This is a genomic window from Maritalea myrionectae (assembly GCF_003433515.1).
GTDB lineage: Bacteria > Pseudomonadota > Alphaproteobacteria > Rhizobiales > Devosiaceae > Maritalea > Maritalea myrionectae.
In genome coordinates this window covers 2,640,481-2,657,199 of sequence record NZ_CP021330.1, presented here as the reverse complement: position 1 = coordinate 2,657,199, position 16,719 = coordinate 2,640,481, and the positions used below count along the sequence as shown (strand labels likewise).

17 protein-coding genes and 1 pseudogene are annotated in these 16,719 nt (G+C 53.3%); 5 read left to right on the top strand and 13 right to left on the bottom strand.

The window, feature by feature from the left end; all coding sequences use genetic code 11:
• Nucleotides 1-2: 2 nt before the first annotated feature.
• From rnhA to ispH, 3 genes are read right to left on the bottom strand one after another with little or no spacing between them, the layout of a single operon-like run.
• Nucleotides 3-443, bottom strand: a complete 441-nt coding sequence (gene rnhA / locus MXMO3_RS13385) for a ribonuclease HI (protein WP_027833587.1) — start codon at nucleotides 441-443, stop codon at nucleotides 3-5.
• Nucleotides 436-963 carry a GNAT family N-acetyltransferase gene (locus MXMO3_RS13380; RefSeq protein ID WP_117396191.1) on the bottom strand — a complete coding sequence of 176 codons (528 nt, stop codon included), beginning with the start codon at nucleotides 961-963 and terminating at the stop codon, nucleotides 436-438. The genes rnhA and MXMO3_RS13380 overlap by 8 nt, the downstream gene beginning before the upstream one ends.
• Nucleotides 964-968: 5 nt before the next feature.
• Nucleotides 969-1,919, bottom strand: a complete 951-nt coding sequence (ispH, locus tag MXMO3_RS13375; RefSeq protein WP_027833586.1) for a 4-hydroxy-3-methylbut-2-enyl diphosphate reductase — start codon at nucleotides 1,917-1,919, stop codon at nucleotides 969-971.
• Nucleotides 1,920-2,036: 117 nt separating this feature from the next.
• On the opposite strand from ispH, the gene MXMO3_RS13370 reads away from it, so the two are divergent.
• Both MXMO3_RS13370 and MXMO3_RS18945 read left to right on the top strand, forming a co-directional pair.
• The gene (locus tag MXMO3_RS13370) at nucleotides 2,037-4,334 is read left to right on the top strand and encodes a putative PEP-binding protein (protein WP_162889273.1); all 2,298 of its coding nucleotides are present in this window, start codon (nucleotides 2,037-2,039) and stop codon (nucleotides 4,332-4,334) included.
• Between the two features lie 804 nt (nucleotides 4,335-5,138).
• A pseudogene (locus MXMO3_RS18945) lies at nucleotides 5,139-5,534 on the top strand (cell wall hydrolase); the annotation flags it as partial.
• 16 nt (nucleotides 5,535-5,550) lie between these two features.
• Here the strand turns inward: MXMO3_RS18945 and MXMO3_RS13360 are convergent.
• The 3 genes from MXMO3_RS13360 to ygfZ form a co-directional block, all read right to left on the bottom strand.
• Nucleotides 5,551-6,057, bottom strand: coding sequence for a hypothetical protein (locus MXMO3_RS13360; RefSeq protein ID WP_117396189.1), 507 nt, complete (start codon nucleotides 6,055-6,057; stop codon nucleotides 5,551-5,553).
• Between the two features lie 152 nt (nucleotides 6,058-6,209).
• Nucleotides 6,210-6,824, bottom strand: a complete 615-nt coding sequence (locus MXMO3_RS13355; protein WP_027833584.1) for an HD domain-containing protein — start codon at nucleotides 6,822-6,824, stop codon at nucleotides 6,210-6,212.
• 38 nt (nucleotides 6,825-6,862) lie between these two features.
• Nucleotides 6,863-7,672 (bottom strand): CAF17-like 4Fe-4S cluster assembly/insertion protein YgfZ, encoded by an 810-nt coding sequence (gene ygfZ, locus MXMO3_RS13350; protein ID WP_117396188.1) that lies wholly within the window; start codon nucleotides 7,670-7,672, stop codon nucleotides 6,863-6,865.
• 50 nt (nucleotides 7,673-7,722) lie between these two features.
• Here ygfZ and MXMO3_RS13345 point away from each other — a divergent pair, with 50 nt between their 5' ends.
• Complete coding sequence (locus MXMO3_RS13345) at nucleotides 7,723-9,090, top strand: dihydroorotase (RefSeq protein ID WP_281273883.1); 1,368 nt, start codon at nucleotides 7,723-7,725, stop codon at nucleotides 9,088-9,090.
• A gap of 278 nt (nucleotides 9,091-9,368) precedes the next feature.
• Here MXMO3_RS13345 and MXMO3_RS13340 read toward each other — a convergent pair whose 3' ends face one another.
• Nucleotides 9,369-10,559: an ATP-grasp domain-containing protein gene (locus MXMO3_RS13340; protein WP_205468020.1), complete on the bottom strand. Its 1,191-nt coding sequence runs from the start codon at nucleotides 10,557-10,559 to the stop codon at nucleotides 9,369-9,371.
• 563 nt (nucleotides 10,560-11,122) lie between these two features.
• Between MXMO3_RS13340 and MXMO3_RS13335 the strand changes: the two genes are divergently transcribed.
• Nucleotides 11,123-12,088 carry a zinc-binding metallopeptidase family protein gene (locus MXMO3_RS13335; RefSeq protein ID WP_117396187.1) on the top strand — a complete coding sequence of 322 codons (966 nt, stop codon included), beginning with the start codon at nucleotides 11,123-11,125 and terminating at the stop codon, nucleotides 12,086-12,088.
• A 194-nt stretch (nucleotides 12,089-12,282) separates the two neighbouring features.
• Here the strand turns inward: MXMO3_RS13335 and MXMO3_RS13330 are convergent, their stop codons facing one another.
• The 6 genes from MXMO3_RS13330 to MXMO3_RS13305 form a co-directional block, all read right to left on the bottom strand.
• Complete coding sequence (locus MXMO3_RS13330; protein ID WP_117396186.1) at nucleotides 12,283-12,954, bottom strand: hypothetical protein; 672 nt, start codon at nucleotides 12,952-12,954, stop codon at nucleotides 12,283-12,285.
• Nucleotides 12,955-12,981: 27 nt separating this feature from the next.
• Nucleotides 12,982-13,242 carry a hypothetical protein gene (locus tag MXMO3_RS13325; protein ID WP_027833580.1) on the bottom strand — a complete coding sequence of 87 codons (261 nt, stop codon included), beginning with the start codon at nucleotides 13,240-13,242 and terminating at the stop codon, nucleotides 12,982-12,984.
• Between the two features lie 91 nt (nucleotides 13,243-13,333).
• The gene (locus tag MXMO3_RS13320) at nucleotides 13,334-13,708 is read right to left on the bottom strand and encodes a TIGR02301 family protein (RefSeq protein ID WP_162889272.1); all 375 of its coding nucleotides are present in this window, start codon (nucleotides 13,706-13,708) and stop codon (nucleotides 13,334-13,336) included.
• Nucleotides 13,709-13,782: 74 nt separating this feature from the next.
• A complete protein-coding gene (locus tag MXMO3_RS13315; protein WP_117396184.1) occupies nucleotides 13,783-14,790 on the bottom strand; it encodes a DUF3179 domain-containing protein in 1,008 nt (335 codons plus the stop codon).
• Nucleotides 14,791-14,854: 64 nt separating this feature from the next.
• Nucleotides 14,855-15,244: an NUDIX domain-containing protein gene (locus MXMO3_RS13310; RefSeq protein ID WP_117396183.1), complete on the bottom strand. Its 390-nt coding sequence runs from the start codon at nucleotides 15,242-15,244 to the stop codon at nucleotides 14,855-14,857.
• Entirely contained in the window at nucleotides 15,241-15,672 is a 432-nt protein-coding gene (locus MXMO3_RS13305; RefSeq protein ID WP_117396182.1) for an Lrp/AsnC family transcriptional regulator, read from the bottom strand. The genes MXMO3_RS13310 and MXMO3_RS13305 overlap by 4 nt, the downstream gene beginning before the upstream one ends.
• A gap of 127 nt (nucleotides 15,673-15,799) precedes the next feature.
• On the opposite strand from MXMO3_RS13305, the gene MXMO3_RS13300 reads away from it, so the two are divergent.
• The gene (locus tag MXMO3_RS13300) at nucleotides 15,800-16,708 is read left to right on the top strand and encodes a DMT family transporter (RefSeq protein WP_027833576.1); all 909 of its coding nucleotides are present in this window, start codon (nucleotides 15,800-15,802) and stop codon (nucleotides 16,706-16,708) included.
• Nucleotides 16,709-16,719: the final 11 nt, after the last annotated feature.

Here is a 16,719-nt window from a genome sequence, read left to right as displayed (position 1 = left end):
TCTTATCCTTTAAACGGGGCCATGCCTTGATTGGCCAATTGATCAGCGCGCTCATTGCCTTCATGGCCCGCATGGCCTTTTACCCAATGAAAATTGACATCATGTTGGGCAAGGGCAGCGTCGAGCTGTCGCCACAAATCTTCGTTTTTCACCGGCTTCTTGGCGGCTGTGCGCCAGCCATTGCGTTTCCAGTTGGAAATCCACCCGGTGATGCCGCCTTTGACATATTGGCTGTCAGTATAAAGGTCCACCGCGCAATCACGTTTGAGCGTGGTCAGCGCATTGATGGCCGCCATCAACTCCATGCGATTGTTGGTGGTGAGCGCTTCGCCACCGCACAATTCTTTTTCCTTGCCATTAAAGCGCAACAACGCGCCCCAACCGCCGGGGCCAGGATTGCCTGAGCACGCCCCGTCAGTGAAAATCGTTACCCGATCACCCATGCCACATATCTCGCGTATATTTATGAAATGTCAGTTCTTGATTGGTCTCTGGCTCAATTTCGGTATGGGTAAATTCCATTCCGATTGACCGTAAAATTTTGATCGAAGGCGTGTTGGCGGAGTAGGCAAAACCCCAGCAAAAATCATGATCTGTTTCGCGAAACAGCCAGTCTCGAATGGCAATCGCGGCCTCACTGGCATAGCCTTTACGCCATTCTGATCTTAAAATGGCATAGCCAAGTTCAGGCGTGTTTTCAGGGCCATGCGTGCCAAAGCCAGCGCGACCAATAAAGGCACCATCAGACTTTCGAGTCAGGCGAAATTTGCAGAAACCGAATTTGGCGTAATGCTTTGCCCATTCATTCATGCGTTTTTGCGCATCCTCGCGGGTTTCCGCGCGGCCCATTAAGTAGCGCCCAACTTCCTCATCATCGTGCAAGCGAAACACATCCTCAAGCTGATCGGGTGTCCATGTGCTGAACACTAAGCGTTCGCTCTCAAATAAAGGTTGGCCGTCCATCGTGATCAGGCCCGCAGTTCGCGTGGCACGTTGAAGGCGATGTTTTCCTCGGCGGTCACTTCCGTGGAAACGGTCAGGTCATAATGTTCGGCAAATCGGTCGATGATTTCATTGACCAATTCTTCCGGTGCTGAAGCGCCTGCAGAAATGCCAAGTTTTTCAACGCCGTCAAAGTCTGACCACACAATATCGCTGGCGCGTTGGATCAAACCAGATTTTGGGCAGCCAGCGCGCTCAGCCACTTCAACCAAACGCATTGAGTTTGACGAATTGGGCGCACCGACAACCACCATGGCATCCACATGGGGTGCCACTTGCTTTACAGCTTCCTGGCGGTTGGTGGTGGCGTAGCAAATATCTTCTTTGTGCGGCGCACTGATCGTGGGGAATCGCTTTTGCAGCGCAGCGACGATGGCCGCGGTGTCATCAACAGACAATGTCGTTTGCGTGACAAAGGCCAAATCATCTGGCGATTTTGGCTCATATTTCTCTGCATCAGCGACGGTTTCGATCAATGTGATCGCGCCATCGGGCAATTGACCCATGGTGCCGATCACTTCTGGGTGACCAGCATGGCCAATCAACACAATCTCTTTGCCTTCATCATGATGGCGCTGCGCTTCCACATGCACCTTAGAGACCAGCGGGCAGGTGGCATCCAGATAAAACATTTTCCGCTCTTGCGCATTCGCGGGAACCGATTTCGGCACCCCATGAGCAGAGAAAATTACGGGCGCATCTGTTTCGGGAATTTCATCCAATTCCTCAACAAAAACAGCGCCTTTTTCCCGCAGGCCATCCACAACATATTTGTTGTGCACAATCTCATGCCGCACATAAACCGGCGCGCCATATTTTTCCAGCGCCAGCTCAACAATCTGTATCGCGCGGTCCACACCAGCGCAAAATCCGCGCGGCGCACAAAGTATTATTTCCAATGGTCGTTTTTTTGTCATACTGGTGAGATGCGTTCTATTTGTGGTGAAGTCAAGTCTGGACACATGTCGAGTTGCCCTGAACTGATTTGAACCGCATAGTAATAAATGTGAATCTGTTTGTCTTGGGTGAATATTGTGCCACGTTCCATCAACCAGCAAATCTTTGCGCTTGCGCCGGCAAATGAGCCGCCGCGCCTGACGAAAGAGCAGGAGCGTTTGGTTGTGGGTAAAGCCGCGTGGATTTACGCGATGGCGCAAACCGGGGTGCCCACTGCGCCCACAATTTGTCTGACCGGGCGGGCCTGGGAAACCTTGAAAACCGCTGATGTGTCCAGCCCCATCGCCGCGCATTGGGTGGCCACCCTATTCAAGCTGGTGCAAAAAGGGCAAAAGCCGCCAAAGCTGGTGGTGCGTACGGCCGCACACACCCATTTGGCAGGGCTGGCGCGGGTGCGCGGCGCGATAGACGCGCCTGCAACCGATAAGGACGCCATCGACGTAAAAAAGCCGCTGGGGCGCGCCATTCAACGCGCATTTGATTCCTATAAGGGCGGCACGCCGGTTTGGGCCGATGAAAGCAGCTCTGACTTTAAAGATGAGCAGATCGTGATTGTGCAGGCCGCTTTTGATCAGCCCGTGCTGCAAATGCAAACCAGAGACACCAATACGGGCATGATGGGGCCATTGTCGGTGAACGGCGAACGGGCGCTGCCTGAGGCTTTCAAAGGTGCTGCGGCGCAAGAATTGTGCGCCAGCCTTGATCAGCTGGCCGGCACGCATATGGTTTGCCTCACCGCGCTTTCGGGCAAAAAGGTCGTGTTTTTGTCGGCCCGGCCAATGCAAGCCCCCATTTCAGCAATTTTAGAAGCGGCATGCGATCGCGTGGCGCGTGGTATTTGGACCCCGCGACAGGCGGTAAGCCATGTCGATCCCGGTCGCCTGCCGCAATTATTGCACGCGCGCTTGAAGGGGAAAAAGCGGGCGTCGCCATTGGCCGTTGGCATGGGCGTGTCGCCGGGGGCCGCAAGTGGCGCCATTGTGTTTTCCGCTGAAGATGCATCGCGCTATCAGGCACGCGGTAAAGATTGCATTTTGGTGAGCCTGGAGACAGGCCCTGCCGACATCGAAGGCATGCAGGCCGCAAATGGAATTTTGACCGCCCGTGGCGGCATCACCAGCCATGCGGCGGTGATTGCGCGGGTGACAGGCAAGCCGTGCGTATCGGGTGTGCGCTCGCTGGTCATTGATGCAGACAAGCGCACCCTGCAGCTTGGCGACCGCACACTGATCCAAGGCGCAGAAATGACAATTGATGGCAATTCGGGCGAGGTCTATGCTGGCGCGCTACCCCTCAATCAACCGAATATTGGCGGCGCGCTGGGCAAGCTTTTGGATTGGGCTGACGGCAGCCGCACCATCGAAGTGCGCACCAATGTGGAAACCATCGAGGGGGCCAAAACTGCGCTCTCCTTCGGCGCAGAAGGCATTGGTCTGGCCCGTTCTGAACATATGTTCTTTTCCGCCGAACGCATGGTGGCCCTGCGCCGCATGATGTTTAGCCAGGATTTGGACGATCGCATGGAGGCGCTTCATGGTCTGGTGGAATATCAAGCCAATGATTACGCGCAATTGTTTTCGGTTATGGAGGGGCGGCCAATCACGGTTCGACTGTTCGATCCGCCATTGCATGAATTTTTGCCACGAACCGAAGAAGAAATTGAGGAAACCGCGGCATCCTTGGGCCTTAAAATCGTTGATTTCGAACGTCGCCTAGAGCGTATGATCGAAGTGAACCCGATGCTGGGTCACCGTGGCTGTCGCCTCGCAATTTCACACCCTGAAATTCTGGAAATGCAGATTAAGGCCTTGGTCGCTGGCGCCCAGGCCGCCATCCAAACCAATGATGTGCCGATCAATCTGGAGATTATGGTGCCGTTTGTCTCCTCTTCCCGTGAGGTAAGCTGGGTGCGTACGCATATACTCGCGCTTATGGAGCAATTGGGCGTTTCACCCTCGGAATCCTTCAAATATTCTGTCGGCACGATGATTGAATTGCCCCGCGCAGCGATCCGGGCGGGCGAGATTGCCAAGCATGTTGATTTCTTCTCGTTCGGCACTAACGATTTGACGCAAACCACCTTTGGCATTTCACGCGATGATGCGCCGGCCTTCTTGGCTGCCTACCAGCGTAAGAAACTTTATGATGGCGACCCCTTTGTCACCATCGACAAAAAGGGAGTGGGCGAGTTGATCCGGACGGCAATTCGGCGTGGTCGCGCTTCCAACCCCGATCTGAAAATTGGCATCTGTGGCGAACATGCGGGCGACCCAGAAAGCCTGAAGTTTTTTGCTGGCTTGAATGTGGATTATGTGAGCTGTTCGCCGTTCCGTATTCCCATCGCCCGCCTTGCCCTTGCGCAGGCCGCGATCTAGTTGCTGAATAGCAACATCTAACTTTGGTCAAATAAACTCCATTTTTGTGCTTCAAACGGGTCACATTCAGAACGTGATCCGCGTTTACTCCCCATAAACCAAGATTCGACATAATAGCCTCACGGCGCGTTAATGCCGTTGAGTAGCATCGAGTAAAGAATGAGTTTTAAATTGGCTGGCCCGAAAGGGCAGGGGCGCGCAAAGAATGGCCCACTCTATAAGGGCTTTTGCGCGATATTGAGCTTTACAGTTGTGATGGTAGCTTTCACCAACGTTTCGTTAGAACGGCTGGACGAAAGCGCTGAGCTGTTCATTGATCCGATGGAGATTGATGCGCTGATTGCCTCACGGAAAGCGATCCCATCTCTAGAAAATTTCTCTGTTGCTGCCGCATTTGTGGGGCCCAATCGTGATGCCAAAACGGATCGGCGCCAAGGGCCATCTGCCATGGAGATTGCGCAGAGCTTTACCGCCAGCCGCTTCCAGATTGCTGAGGCGCGGGCACCCAAAGTGCTGCCGATGCCTGATCCTGTGATGGTCGCATCCATTGATAATGCGCCTAAGAAAACCAAGTCTAGCCCGGCGGCAGATGTTGAACTGGTGGCAAAACCACAAGATATGCCGCAAATGGCCGCCCTCGACGCGATTGACGCAATTTCGGGTGATGCCGACGCAGTTGATCGTGATCCGAAACTGCCTTTCCCCGTTTCTGTGCCCACAAAATTGGCCTATGCCCGCGACAACGCACCTAAAACCAAGGATCTGAGCGCGCCATTGACCCAAGCGTCGATGGAAGCGAATGCGCGGGAAGAATGGTGCATGGCCACGGCCATCTATTTTGAAGCGCGTGGTGAAAAATACCGCGGACAAGTGGCGGTTGCACAAGTGGTGCGCAATCGGGTGAAGCACAAAGCCTACCCCAACTCTATCTGCGGCGTGGTTTTCCAAAATCAGACGTGGCGCAATCGTTGCCAGTTCTCATTTGCGTGTGATGGCATTCCAGAACGGGTGAATGAAAAAGGTGCGTGGGCGACAGCGGAAGAAATCGCCGGAAAAGTTATTCGCGGCGATATCTATTTGCCTGAAGTGGCGAATTCAACCCACTATCATGCAACTTACGTTAACCCGCATTGGGCCTCGCGCTTACGCCGCATGACCAAAATCGGCACCCACATTTTCTATCGCTTCAAGCGAGGCTAACGAGAGCCGTGGCGGACTATTTCGCCATGGTCTGGTAATAGCGGACAATCGATGATGGGCTATGCATCAAAGAAATGCGGCGATGATGCAGTTCGGACTTTGTAAAATAGATCATTGAGCCACTTTGAATGCCGGGCACCAAGGGGAAGACCTTTTCAACTTTGATGCCAGGATAACTCACATTTGGTGATGCAAAGCCGTCTGTGGAATAGGTGCCGGTGCTTGTGTAAGCAATCCGCACGTCCGTTTCGTTGCCATAGCCTACTTTGCGCACAGTTACGCTGGCAAACGGCTCCATATCAACATTCTCATTGGCTGTGATGCGGAAATGTTCGTCATCAATCCGCACAAATTGGGACATGTCGATTGGCTTGGGCTCGTCGCCATTTTGGATTTCATCAACACCAGCTTGAACAGAGCGCACAAACTCAGGGGCCATTTCCGCCAAGGCAAAACCGCCCGTGATCGCCAACAGGAATGCCAGCGGACCGTAGTGGAAGTTTGAAAATGGCAATTTGCCCATGATGAATCTCCTTAAAAATGCTGATTAAGGATTTATCAACCATTGGGGTGGAGCGTCAAAACAATGCTTAAGAAATGGTTAATATTCGTGCCAAAACGGGACAACAGGCGCGACACAAGAAGAGGCGTGGGTTACAGCATCGTTGGAAGGGGCTATCGGGCGGCTGGGCCTGAAATCTTAGAAAAGTGGCTCATAAACTCTTCGTGCGCCACATGAATGGGCCAGGGCCGGATCAGGTTTTCAAAGTCAGGCATGTCGAAGCTGGCAAGGCTGGGCTCGCCAAAAAGCTTGCGCGCTTCAGCGGGCTCAAAACCCGCTAAATTTACTGCTTCGAAATAGGCCGCTTGTTGATCTGCCTTTTTAATCTGCTTGACCACTTGTGCTGTCGGATTTGCTGGCAGCGAGAAACGCACATGTATCGCGCCCAATAGTCGGTTCTCAAGCTGCTTATATTCGCCGCCCATTGCCGCTTTCAGGGGGGAGATAATGTCGCCCATCACATATTCGGGCGCGTCGTGGAGCAGTGCATAAAGCCGGGCAGAGCCATCAAACTTCGGATTGGCCGCCGCGGCCAGTTGCATCACCAAAACAGAGTGTTGCGCCACCGAAAAAGCATAATCGCCATTTGTTTGCCCGTTCCAACGCGCCACACGCGCCAAACCATGGGCAATATCACTCAGCTCAATATCCAGTGGCGAAGGGTCCAACAAATCCAAACGGCGGCCAGACAGCATACGCTGCCATGCACGGGGTTGAGTTTTCGCCATTGAACGGACGCTCCGAAGTCTAGAAAATTGCGCGGGATTTAAGAATCGCTCAAATCGTAGCTTGCCCAGTTTGGTGCCGCAAGTTGGATTGGGGTGCCGTGGTGCAAAAATGTGCCCCCTTGTTTGGCTTTGTCGATGCGCACAAGGGCGAGGCCAGTTTGGCCTTGCGTGTTCAGCATATCGCCCACTTTTTTCTCATCGGCTTCAATTTCCGCAGGGGCGCCAATTGGCCCGTCGGCACAGGCAATCATCACCCGCTTGCGCGCCGTGCCGCGATGCTGCATGCGTGACACCACCTCTTGGCCGATATAACACCCTTTTTTGAAATCAATGGCGCCGGGCAGCAAATCCATGCCGATATCGTGGGCGAAAAGGCTGTTGGTTTCAAAGTCGGCAGGGCAGGCGGCAATGCCATTGTCGAAACGTGTTTGCGTGTAGGCCGATGTGCCATCCGCCCAAGCGGAAGCTGCCTCCGCTGCTTCATAGTGGCGAAAGCCCATGCCGGGGCGGATATCTTTAAAAGCGCTGTTGGTTGCGTCGCTCGACCAGCCCACTGCCAAATCGTCTGCCAAAGACATTTCCACGTTGGCGCGCATTTTATAAAGCCGCATCCGCTTGAAAAAATCATCGACCAGCGCCGAATCGACATCAGCGTAAAACACATCGTCTTTGCGGAAAATTTGCCCCTCAAACATGATCTTGCCTTGCGGTGACAGCAGCGCAAACCATTGGCAGGTTTTCTCCTCGAGCGCACGCACATTGGCGGTCAGCGTATCATGCAGCAGCTTTTCAGCATCCGGGCCAGAAAAGGAAATTAATTTGCGATCAAGTTTGAAAATAGTTGGCATAGGGCCTCTCACTTGGCTTGCCCTTCATGGGGGCATCGCGTTAAACCGATATGAATTACATAACATCTAAAAAAGAGCACACCACCATGAATGCGCAATTTGACAAAATTTTTATCAACGCAACGCTGGTCAATCATGATGGGGTGCATCAGGCAGATGTCGGCGTAATCGATGGCCGCATCGCCCATATTGGCGATCTGCAAAGCGCCGACGCGAAAGAGACCATCAATTGCAAGGGCTTGCACATTCTCCCAGGCGTCATCGACACGCAGGTGCATTTCCGCGAGCCCGGAGCCGAGCACAAAGAGAACTTGGAAACGGGGTCTCTGGCGGCAGTGATGGGGGGCGTCACAGGCGTTTTTGAAATGCCCAACACCAACCCACTCACCATTGATCGCGCCAATTTTGAAGATAAAATCAAGCGCGCCACCCACCGTATGCACTGTGACTTCGCGTTCTATATTGGCGGCACGCACGACAATGTGGATGAATTGCCAACACTTGAAAAACTCCCCGGCTGTGCCGGCGTGAAGGTTTTTATGGGATCGTCAACCGGATCGCTTTTGGTGGAAGATGATGATGGGGTGGAAAAAATCCTGTCCGCCATCACCCGACGCGCGGCGTTCCACTCTGAAGATGAGCCACGCTTGAACGAACGCAAGCATTTGCGGGTTGAAAATGACCCGTCGAGCCATCCTGTGTGGCGCGACGTGGAAGCGGCAGTGAAATGCACCAAGCGTTTGCTGGCAATCGCCCGCAAAACAGGCAAACGCATCCATGTGCTGCACATTTCCACGGCGGATGAAATGGATATTTTGGCGGCCAACAAAGATGTCGCCACAGTTGAAGTGACACCACACCACCTCACGCTTGACGAGACCGCTTATGATCGGTTGGGCACTTATGTGCAAATGAACCCACCCGTGCGCAACGCAGAGCATCGGGCTGGTATCTGGCGCGGCGTTGATCTGGGCATCGTAGATGTGCTCGGATCAGACCACGCGCCGCACACCCGCGAGGAAAAAGATCAGCCTTATCCAAATTCACCTTCAGGCATGACGGGCGTGCAAACCTTGGTGCCGGTGATGCTGGACCATGTGAATGCAGGCCGCATGAGCCTTGAGCGTTTTGTCGATTTGACTAGCCATGGTCCCAACCGTCTGTTCCAAATCAACAATAAGGGACGCATTGCCGTGGGCTATGACGCGGACTTCACGATCGTTGACATGAACCGCGAACAGACCATCACCAATGAGTGGATCGCCTCCAAGCCAGGCTGGACGCCGTATGACGGCGTAAAGGTGAAAGGTTGGCCAGTGGGCACCATTTTGCGCGGCAATCGCGTGATGTGGGAAGGCGAGCTGGTTGATGCGCACAAGGGCGAGCCAATGCGCTTCGCTGAAAGCATGGCGGGGTAAATGAGTTTGTCCTGCGGCGCATTTTGATGCAAAACGGGGGTTACGTGGAAGTGCGAAGTTCCCTTTCCGCAGGAGTCCGATCTCCGCTTTGAACCCGTTTAAGAAAATTGGCCGTTCGGGTCGACCGTCACCCTCGGCCCAAATTGGACACTCGCTTCCATGTGAGTGAATGTCCACTTGTATATTCGGCTACTGCTCAAAGAACAGAGACACTGACACAGGCCAGTCATCGGCTCTGAAATGTTTAAGCAGAGATTGCGACTGCGCCATCAACCTGCCTAGACATAAAAGTCTAACTCTTCCTGCGCTTTGAGTAGATCGCGCAGCTTGATTGGATCATCCCCAAAGAAAAATACCAATCCCCAGTGGGTCCCGAAAGCAGACCGATCCGGCACGGTTTCCTGCGCGGGTTCAATCAACTCGTGGTTGTCAAAATACGGGTGTTCGGTTGTTTCTTTCGGCATTTCGAGCTTGCTGACCACACGACGCCGTGGATACACACCAAAGCAGCCTGCGTAACCTTTCGCGTCTTCCACCGCGCGAGGGAAAAAGGCATCCACCTCTTCCTTGGTGCTCTTGGGATCAAAGACGAGGATAGAGGCCTGGTAGGCATTGAAGCCGTAGGCTCTCTCAATCAACTCAAACGCTTTGAAACCAGGTGGGCGATAAGCAACCTCGCCAAAGTACATTTCCCCATCGGACGTCACGAAGTATTCCGGGTGAATCTGGCCGAATTTGATGTCAAAGGTCTTGATCAATTTTTCGATCTGCTTGGTGATCGCCTCGCGCCAGCTTTCCAGCTCTTTTGTCGCGGGCACAAAGACGGAATAGCCGAGCGTGACATATTCCGAGATGTTCAAAAACTTGATTTCGCCGTCGTGGATCCAGGCCTCGACCGCAAACTCCCACCCGTCAAGGTGGCTTTCCATCAGCAGGGGATATTCTTCTAGCGGGATTTTATCGATATCTTCGATGTCTCGGATCATGCGGTGTCCAAGGCAGCCAGCCTTATCGAAGGCCTTTACATGGATTGGATCGTCCGCATCGCCGTCGAGCTTCAACAGCGTCTGGTTAACCCGCTTCATAAAGCGAATGATGTCATCTTTTTCGTGGGCCTCCTCGAAAATACCCACACGTATACCACCCAGCTGGGCGCGACGCTTCATCAGTGCCTTATCCCGAAACAAGACGGATTGCCCATACATGCGGGGCTGATCCATAAGCACCGAGTTGATGGCGCCAGACCACTCGACAGTTTCTTCGAACAAGGGAATGGCGACATCGACACCCTCATCCTTGAGGCGTTGGGCAATTTTTATGGACGTGTCGTCTAGCCGCGCGAAGTCCCATGGAATGTACGGGATATTGTTCGCTTCACAAAAGTCAGCGGCCCAATCGGGCGCAACCACAATATAACGACGGTCGAACTTCTGGGCGGCTTTGATGGCGTTGACGCTCCAGCCCAGCAAGGCGACATAGCCTTTGTTCGGGTCTTTAGGCGTTTCCGTTCCGCGAACAGAATCAAGCGTTGGGTCGGTCCAGTCCGCGACGTCGTTGGCTATTGGGGCTTCTGATGATTTTAAGATAGGGCATTCTCCTTTACTACAATGGTAACGCGCCGACGTTCGATTGGTTCCGTCAGCAGTTTTTCTTGCAATTAGGGTACGTGCCTGACTTCCAAACTGTCAAACTAGCCCTGGTTTTGCTGGTTGAAGGGCGGCGCCAAGCATAAATTTGTATTGATATATGTGGTCGCGCACAGATTTTACCGAATGGTGGTTGTTTCCAATGAAGGTCAACGTTAGGTTTGGTGGCGAGACGTGAGACGGGTATAGGCTTTTTCATCTTATTCATTACAATTGCCCAAGATTGCGGTTGGAAGCCGACAGCTTTCTTTGGCTGGTTTGGGTGTTGTTAAAGCATCGGTTGTATGTCTTTCCTAAGGCTGCAGAAAACACAGTCTACACCTTGGTTGTGTGATCTTCGGTTGATGACTTGCGCCGCGTGAACGAATTTTTGGAGCTTGTTCTACATGTACGTTTTTTCCAATCCTGTCGGGGCAGGCTCGCTTTGGTTTCACAATCTGGCTACGGCAGATGGAACCCCGGTAGGCTATGATCCTCAGGCCCGCGCGTTCATTCCAACCCCACCATTTTGCGCCAATCGTGAGATCATCGGGTGCAACTGGATCGCACCGAAGCCTGGTGCCCTTTGTCGCTCATGTGCCATGACAACTGTTTCGCCGGACATCTCGAATCCAGTCACGCTTTCGAACTGGGCGCGGACCGAGGCAGCGAAGCGGTGGGCCTTGGACAATCTTGGCCGCTGGCATTGGTTTCGCCCGGAGGATCTAGGCGCACCTCCGACGTTTCACATGCTCGACGATGGGCCAACTCCCGTCGCCATGGGGCATGTGGATGGCGTGGTGACCATCAGCGTGGCTGAAGCCGATCCAGTCCTCAGCACAACACGGCGTGAAGCGCTCGACGAACCCTACCGGACCATGATTGGCCACATGCGCCATGAAATCGCCCATATGCTCTGGTGGCGCCTCAGTTTGCGCGCCGATTTCCTCGATGCTTTTCGCGCCGTATTTGGCGACGAACGCGAGGACTATTCTGCGGCGCTGCAACGCCATTACAGCAATGGTCCACCAGAATATTGGAACCAGAACTACCTGACCAGTTATGCATCTGCTCATCCGCACGAGGATTGGGCCGAAACGACCGCGCATCTGCTGCATCTGACAGATATTACGGATAGCGCGGTATCGGCAGGCTTTTCGTCGCCCGACTTCCCGCATCCCAACTGGGATCCTTATGCGGAGCCAGACGCCAACGCCCTACTTAGGGTAGCGGTCTCTGTCGTTACGGGGGTCAACCACATCAATCGTTCCATGGGCTTGGCGGATATTTACCCCTTTATCATTTCTCCTGCAGCACAGGAAAAGCTTGCCTTCGTTCATGAGTGGCTGCGCAGAGGTTCCCAGGGCAGATAACGCCCAGCTTAAAGACTGTGTGAATGTCGGCTCGCGCTTGCGGCGAACTTCCGCTCTCCTCCCATTTCAGAAATCATGTAATTATTGAGTTGGGTCGCACACCTGCCGCTCAACATGCTGTTACAAAACGCATATTGTCGCGTAAACTTTCCAAGGTCTCACAAAAAAAACCTCGGCAAAACCGAGGCTCTCTCTTAATCACCAGCGACGAAAAAGCGCCAAACGCCGTTTTCGTCGATGCCGACGCGGAAGAAGTACCAGCCGCCATAAAGGCGCATTTCTTCAACGTCTAGGTGGCTGACAATTTTGTAGACTTCAACCAGCTCTTGCGGGTTAAGCTCTTGCAAATTATGGGTCGCATAGGCGGGCCAGACAAACATTTTTGGACGGCCATCACCAAAATCTTGCACCGCGTAAGGCGCCTCGAGCAGCTCGAGCATAATGGCCATCAGTTCGAGGCCTTCGCCATCATTGGAGCTGTCGCGTAGATATTGGATGGGTTGATCCACCACCCCAAAGCTGAGTTGTGGCACCTCTGGCTGTGCATCGATAATGGGGCGAAATCTCTCGACATCGCCGGAGCGCGCCGCATCCATCAATTGATCGCGCGTTTTGGCCACTGTGCTGGGCAGAATGGCCAAATCTCGCTGCGGATCAAGATTGTCGTAGGCCGCAGCCCGCGCATCGGCATTTTCATTGGGCGGGATGATGATTTGATCGTCCGTCACATCCTGATCGCCGAACTGCGAGGAAATATCGCTGTTGGCGGGGCTGCTATTGTCGGTTGTGGTGGCAAATGCGGGTGCGGTGAGGGCACCCAAGCAAAGGGCCATGGTCAAGGCGCTTGGAGCAAATAGCTTGGCCATGATGCAGCCTTCCGTCAAAGGACTAAATTATTGAATGGTACGATCAACCGTATATTCACCCAGCTCAACTTGACCAGGCAATTTTTCCAACAACTTGGCAATTGGGGCTTCGCCATATTGCTCAACAAGTGTGGCGATGGCTGCAAACAAGGCAGCATGGGCAAGGGCTTCTTTTTCAACGCCTTCCACATCGGCATTACGCCATGCTTCAGCCAGATATTGCAGCGCCAATTGGCGCTCCTCATCATCGCGTTCAAAAAGCGATTGTGTGCGTGAATATTCAAACATCTAGTTCTCCTGACATCCAAGCTGTAACATGGGTTTAGGGCGCGGACATCAAGGTTCTTTAATAAAGGTTAATTTGAGCGAGAAATCCACATTATTCGGCGTAACGGATGTGGATATCGTAGCTGATCTTGGCCCCTTCATCGAGAAAACGGCCAGTCAACATGTTCGCTGAGTCGGTGCAGCGGCTGTAGGTTTGCTGGAAATCGGTGTAATTGGCATTAAATGCACCCGCCAAACGTGCGCGGCGATCATCATCCACCTCGTCCAAATCCATCAGCTCTGCCAATTGCAACCGCCAATCAACGCCGGAGCGCATGCACAGATCATCCAGATGATAGAGCGCGCCCATAATTTCGGCCAACCGCTCCATCTGCGGTTGATAGGCCGGATCAATGGCTTTTGCCGGCAGAGCACTGCTAAGACAAAGCAAAAGTACGGATAAATATCTGGCCGTTTTTACGCGCAATATCGTCTCCTAAAAAATGCGGCACCGTCAGTCTTAAAACGATGCCGCTAAGTAGGCAACTAGGGAGGTCGTATTTACTGCAATATGGTCAGGTCGCTCATAAAGGCGCGTGCCGCGAAGGCGAAGGTGATTTCATGCACCACAGGCTCGTCTTCACCCGTGGACGTTTTGCGCACCACCTCGATGTTGCCGACATCACGCCCTTGACTGATTTCGCTCCGGTCCAATGCCGAGGCTTGCCCGGCGGACCAACGAAAGATCAGGTCGTTGTGAACCACTTCGCCCTTCTCTTGCAGCAGCGGCAGGGCAACCCCAATCGGGGTGGGGGATTGCACCAACGCCACCCGCATCATGGGATTGATGTCGTCGGGAATTTCACCGCGGAAAAGGAACGGGCGGGCGGAACTGTCATAGCCAACATAGGGATTGCGACCCAATTGTTGAATGCGGCGGGGGTCAGGCACCAAGATGTCGCCATCGGGATGCAACTCGCGGAACAAATCAAGGCTCATCAAGCGGGAAGGATATGCCTTCAGCTCTTCACCCGCGCGAACACCTGCGATTGCTTCCCCGTTGAATTGCTGCCACCAGTTTTGCTCCGCCCGATCATACATGATCAAATCTGAATGGCGCAGCTTGCCCGTGGTGCCGAATTCAACTGCATCGCCGTCGACGCGACGGTCAAACACAATAGATGTGTTGCACAGCGGGCAATAGGTGACCGCAACGGGCACGCCGCCAATCTCGTCATTGACGATTTCGTGCCACATCATAATCCGCAGCGGATAGGCGCGGGCATCCCCATTCAGTTCAAGCCCGATCACAGGCTCATTGCCAGGAATGCTGGCTTCTTCCGCCACGGGTTTGAACTGAGGATCATCAATTGATGGGATATTGTCGCGGCCAATCACATCGATCACTTCGTTGTAGCTTACGGTGGCTTTGGAAAAGTCCGTTTCCCAGCCTTCCGCTGTCCAACGTTGGGGCACGTCTTGGTCGGGTTGCAACTCTTGCGCTAAAATCGCAGGAGCGCCGGCCACCAGCGCGGCGGCAATCAAAACATTGAAGATGAGTTGTCGCATATTTGTCTCCCAAAATCTGCCTGCAGCTTGCCGCATTAGCCTTAGGGGAGCCAATCAAATGCGCTCACAGTTCGGTGAGGCGTTGGTGGGCTGCGCGAATGATGGTCCACAAATCTGGCGTATATGTCAGGTCCGGCACATCATGCAGCGAAGCGATTTGCACCGCTGCCGCATCATCAAGCGCCTGGGCCTTTGCGATGTCTGCATGGGCGACGAAAACTTGCAGCGTGTAACCCGCCGATGCGTGTTGTTGCACCTCGTGGAACTGGGAAACGCTGAGCCCGGTCTCTTCCAAGATCTCGCGTTGGATCGCATCCTTGGCAGATTCGTCAGGTTGCATGTGACCGCCGGGCAGGGACCAATAATGCTGAAAGGGCGGGTGTTTGCGTTGAACCAGCAAAACATTGTCGCCATCAAACAAGGCGGCACTGACCACATTGACCGAATTGCTCATAGGGGTGGCAACCGACGTTTGACTGGCGAACTTTTCACAATGGAACTGTTGGTGGCCGCATATTGGCTGATGCCGTCGAGAATCAGGTCGAGTTGTTCGATCGACTTCAAATGGATCTTACACACAAAGCAGTCTTCGCCAGTCACCTTGTCACATTCGGTAATCTCCGCCGTTTGCTGGATCAGCTTGGTGACCTTTTGCAATTGCCCCGGCATCGGGCTGACCCGAACAATGGCACGTAGCGGATAGCCAATTTGCTCCGGCACCACATTTAAGGTGTACCCCTTGATCACCCCGCGCTCTTCAAGCCGTTTCAGGCGCTCTGATGTGCTGGGGGCGGAAAGCCCAACTTTCGCAGCAAGCTCTTTTAGTGGCGTTTTCCCATTTTCAAAAAGAGTTTCAATCAGAAGTCTATCGGCATTATCCATATGAAATCGCCAATTCACCTAATTTATTTCGGTAAATATGTATTTTAGCCGAAATATTCATATGTGCAACTCTGCGGCTTGGGTTTAGCGTTAAACCGGATTACAAAGTGCTTGAAAGTGAAGAAATATGCAACGCAATTGGATAGGGGTGGTGGAACTCGTCACCGCCATGATGATTTCTGGGACCATCGGCTTTTTCGTCGTGGTCTCCAACCAACCCACCTTTAACGTGGTATTCTCGCGCTGCATCATTGGTGCCGTGGGGCTCGGCATTGTTTGTGCATCTCTTGGCATGTTTAAGCGTGAATATTTCACCAAGCGGAACATCACCTTGGCTGTGTTGAGCGGCGTGGCGGTCGTCACCAACTGGATATTGCTATTCGGGTCGTTCTCCAAAGCCTCCATCACCATTTCGACCGTGGTCTACCACACTCAACCAATCATTTTGGCGATGATGGGCGTTGCCTTTTTGGGCGAAAAGCTCAATTTTTCCAAAATCTTTTGGTTGCTCTTTGCCTTTGTCGGCATGATTGCCGTGGTCAGCGCCAGGGACATCTCAACCGACACTGGCACCGACTATTTGATGGGTGTAATCATGGCGTTTGGTGCAGCCATGCTCTACGCGACAACTGTTTTGTTGGTGAAAAAGCTAACTGGGGTTCCTCCACATCTGGTGGCGCTAACCCATGTGAGTGTCGGCACCATTATGTTGTTGCCATTGATGCAGTGGCAGATCATGCCTGAGGGGCAAACCGAATGGGGCGCCATTCTGGCGTTAGGGTTGGTGTGTACGGTGCTGATGTACATCATCATGTATGATGGTATTCAGCGCCTGGAAACCACAATGACCGGGGCGTTGGCCTTTATCTATCCGATTGCCGCGATTCTTGTTGATTATCTGGCATTTGACCGTCAACTGACATGGCTGCAATGGGTCGGGTCTGCGGCGATCTTGTTTGGCGCTGCCGCGATGACACTGCGCTGGCGCGTTCCCTTTATCGACCGGACAAATGCGGCTAAACTGCCCGCAAAATAAGGATAGGCAAA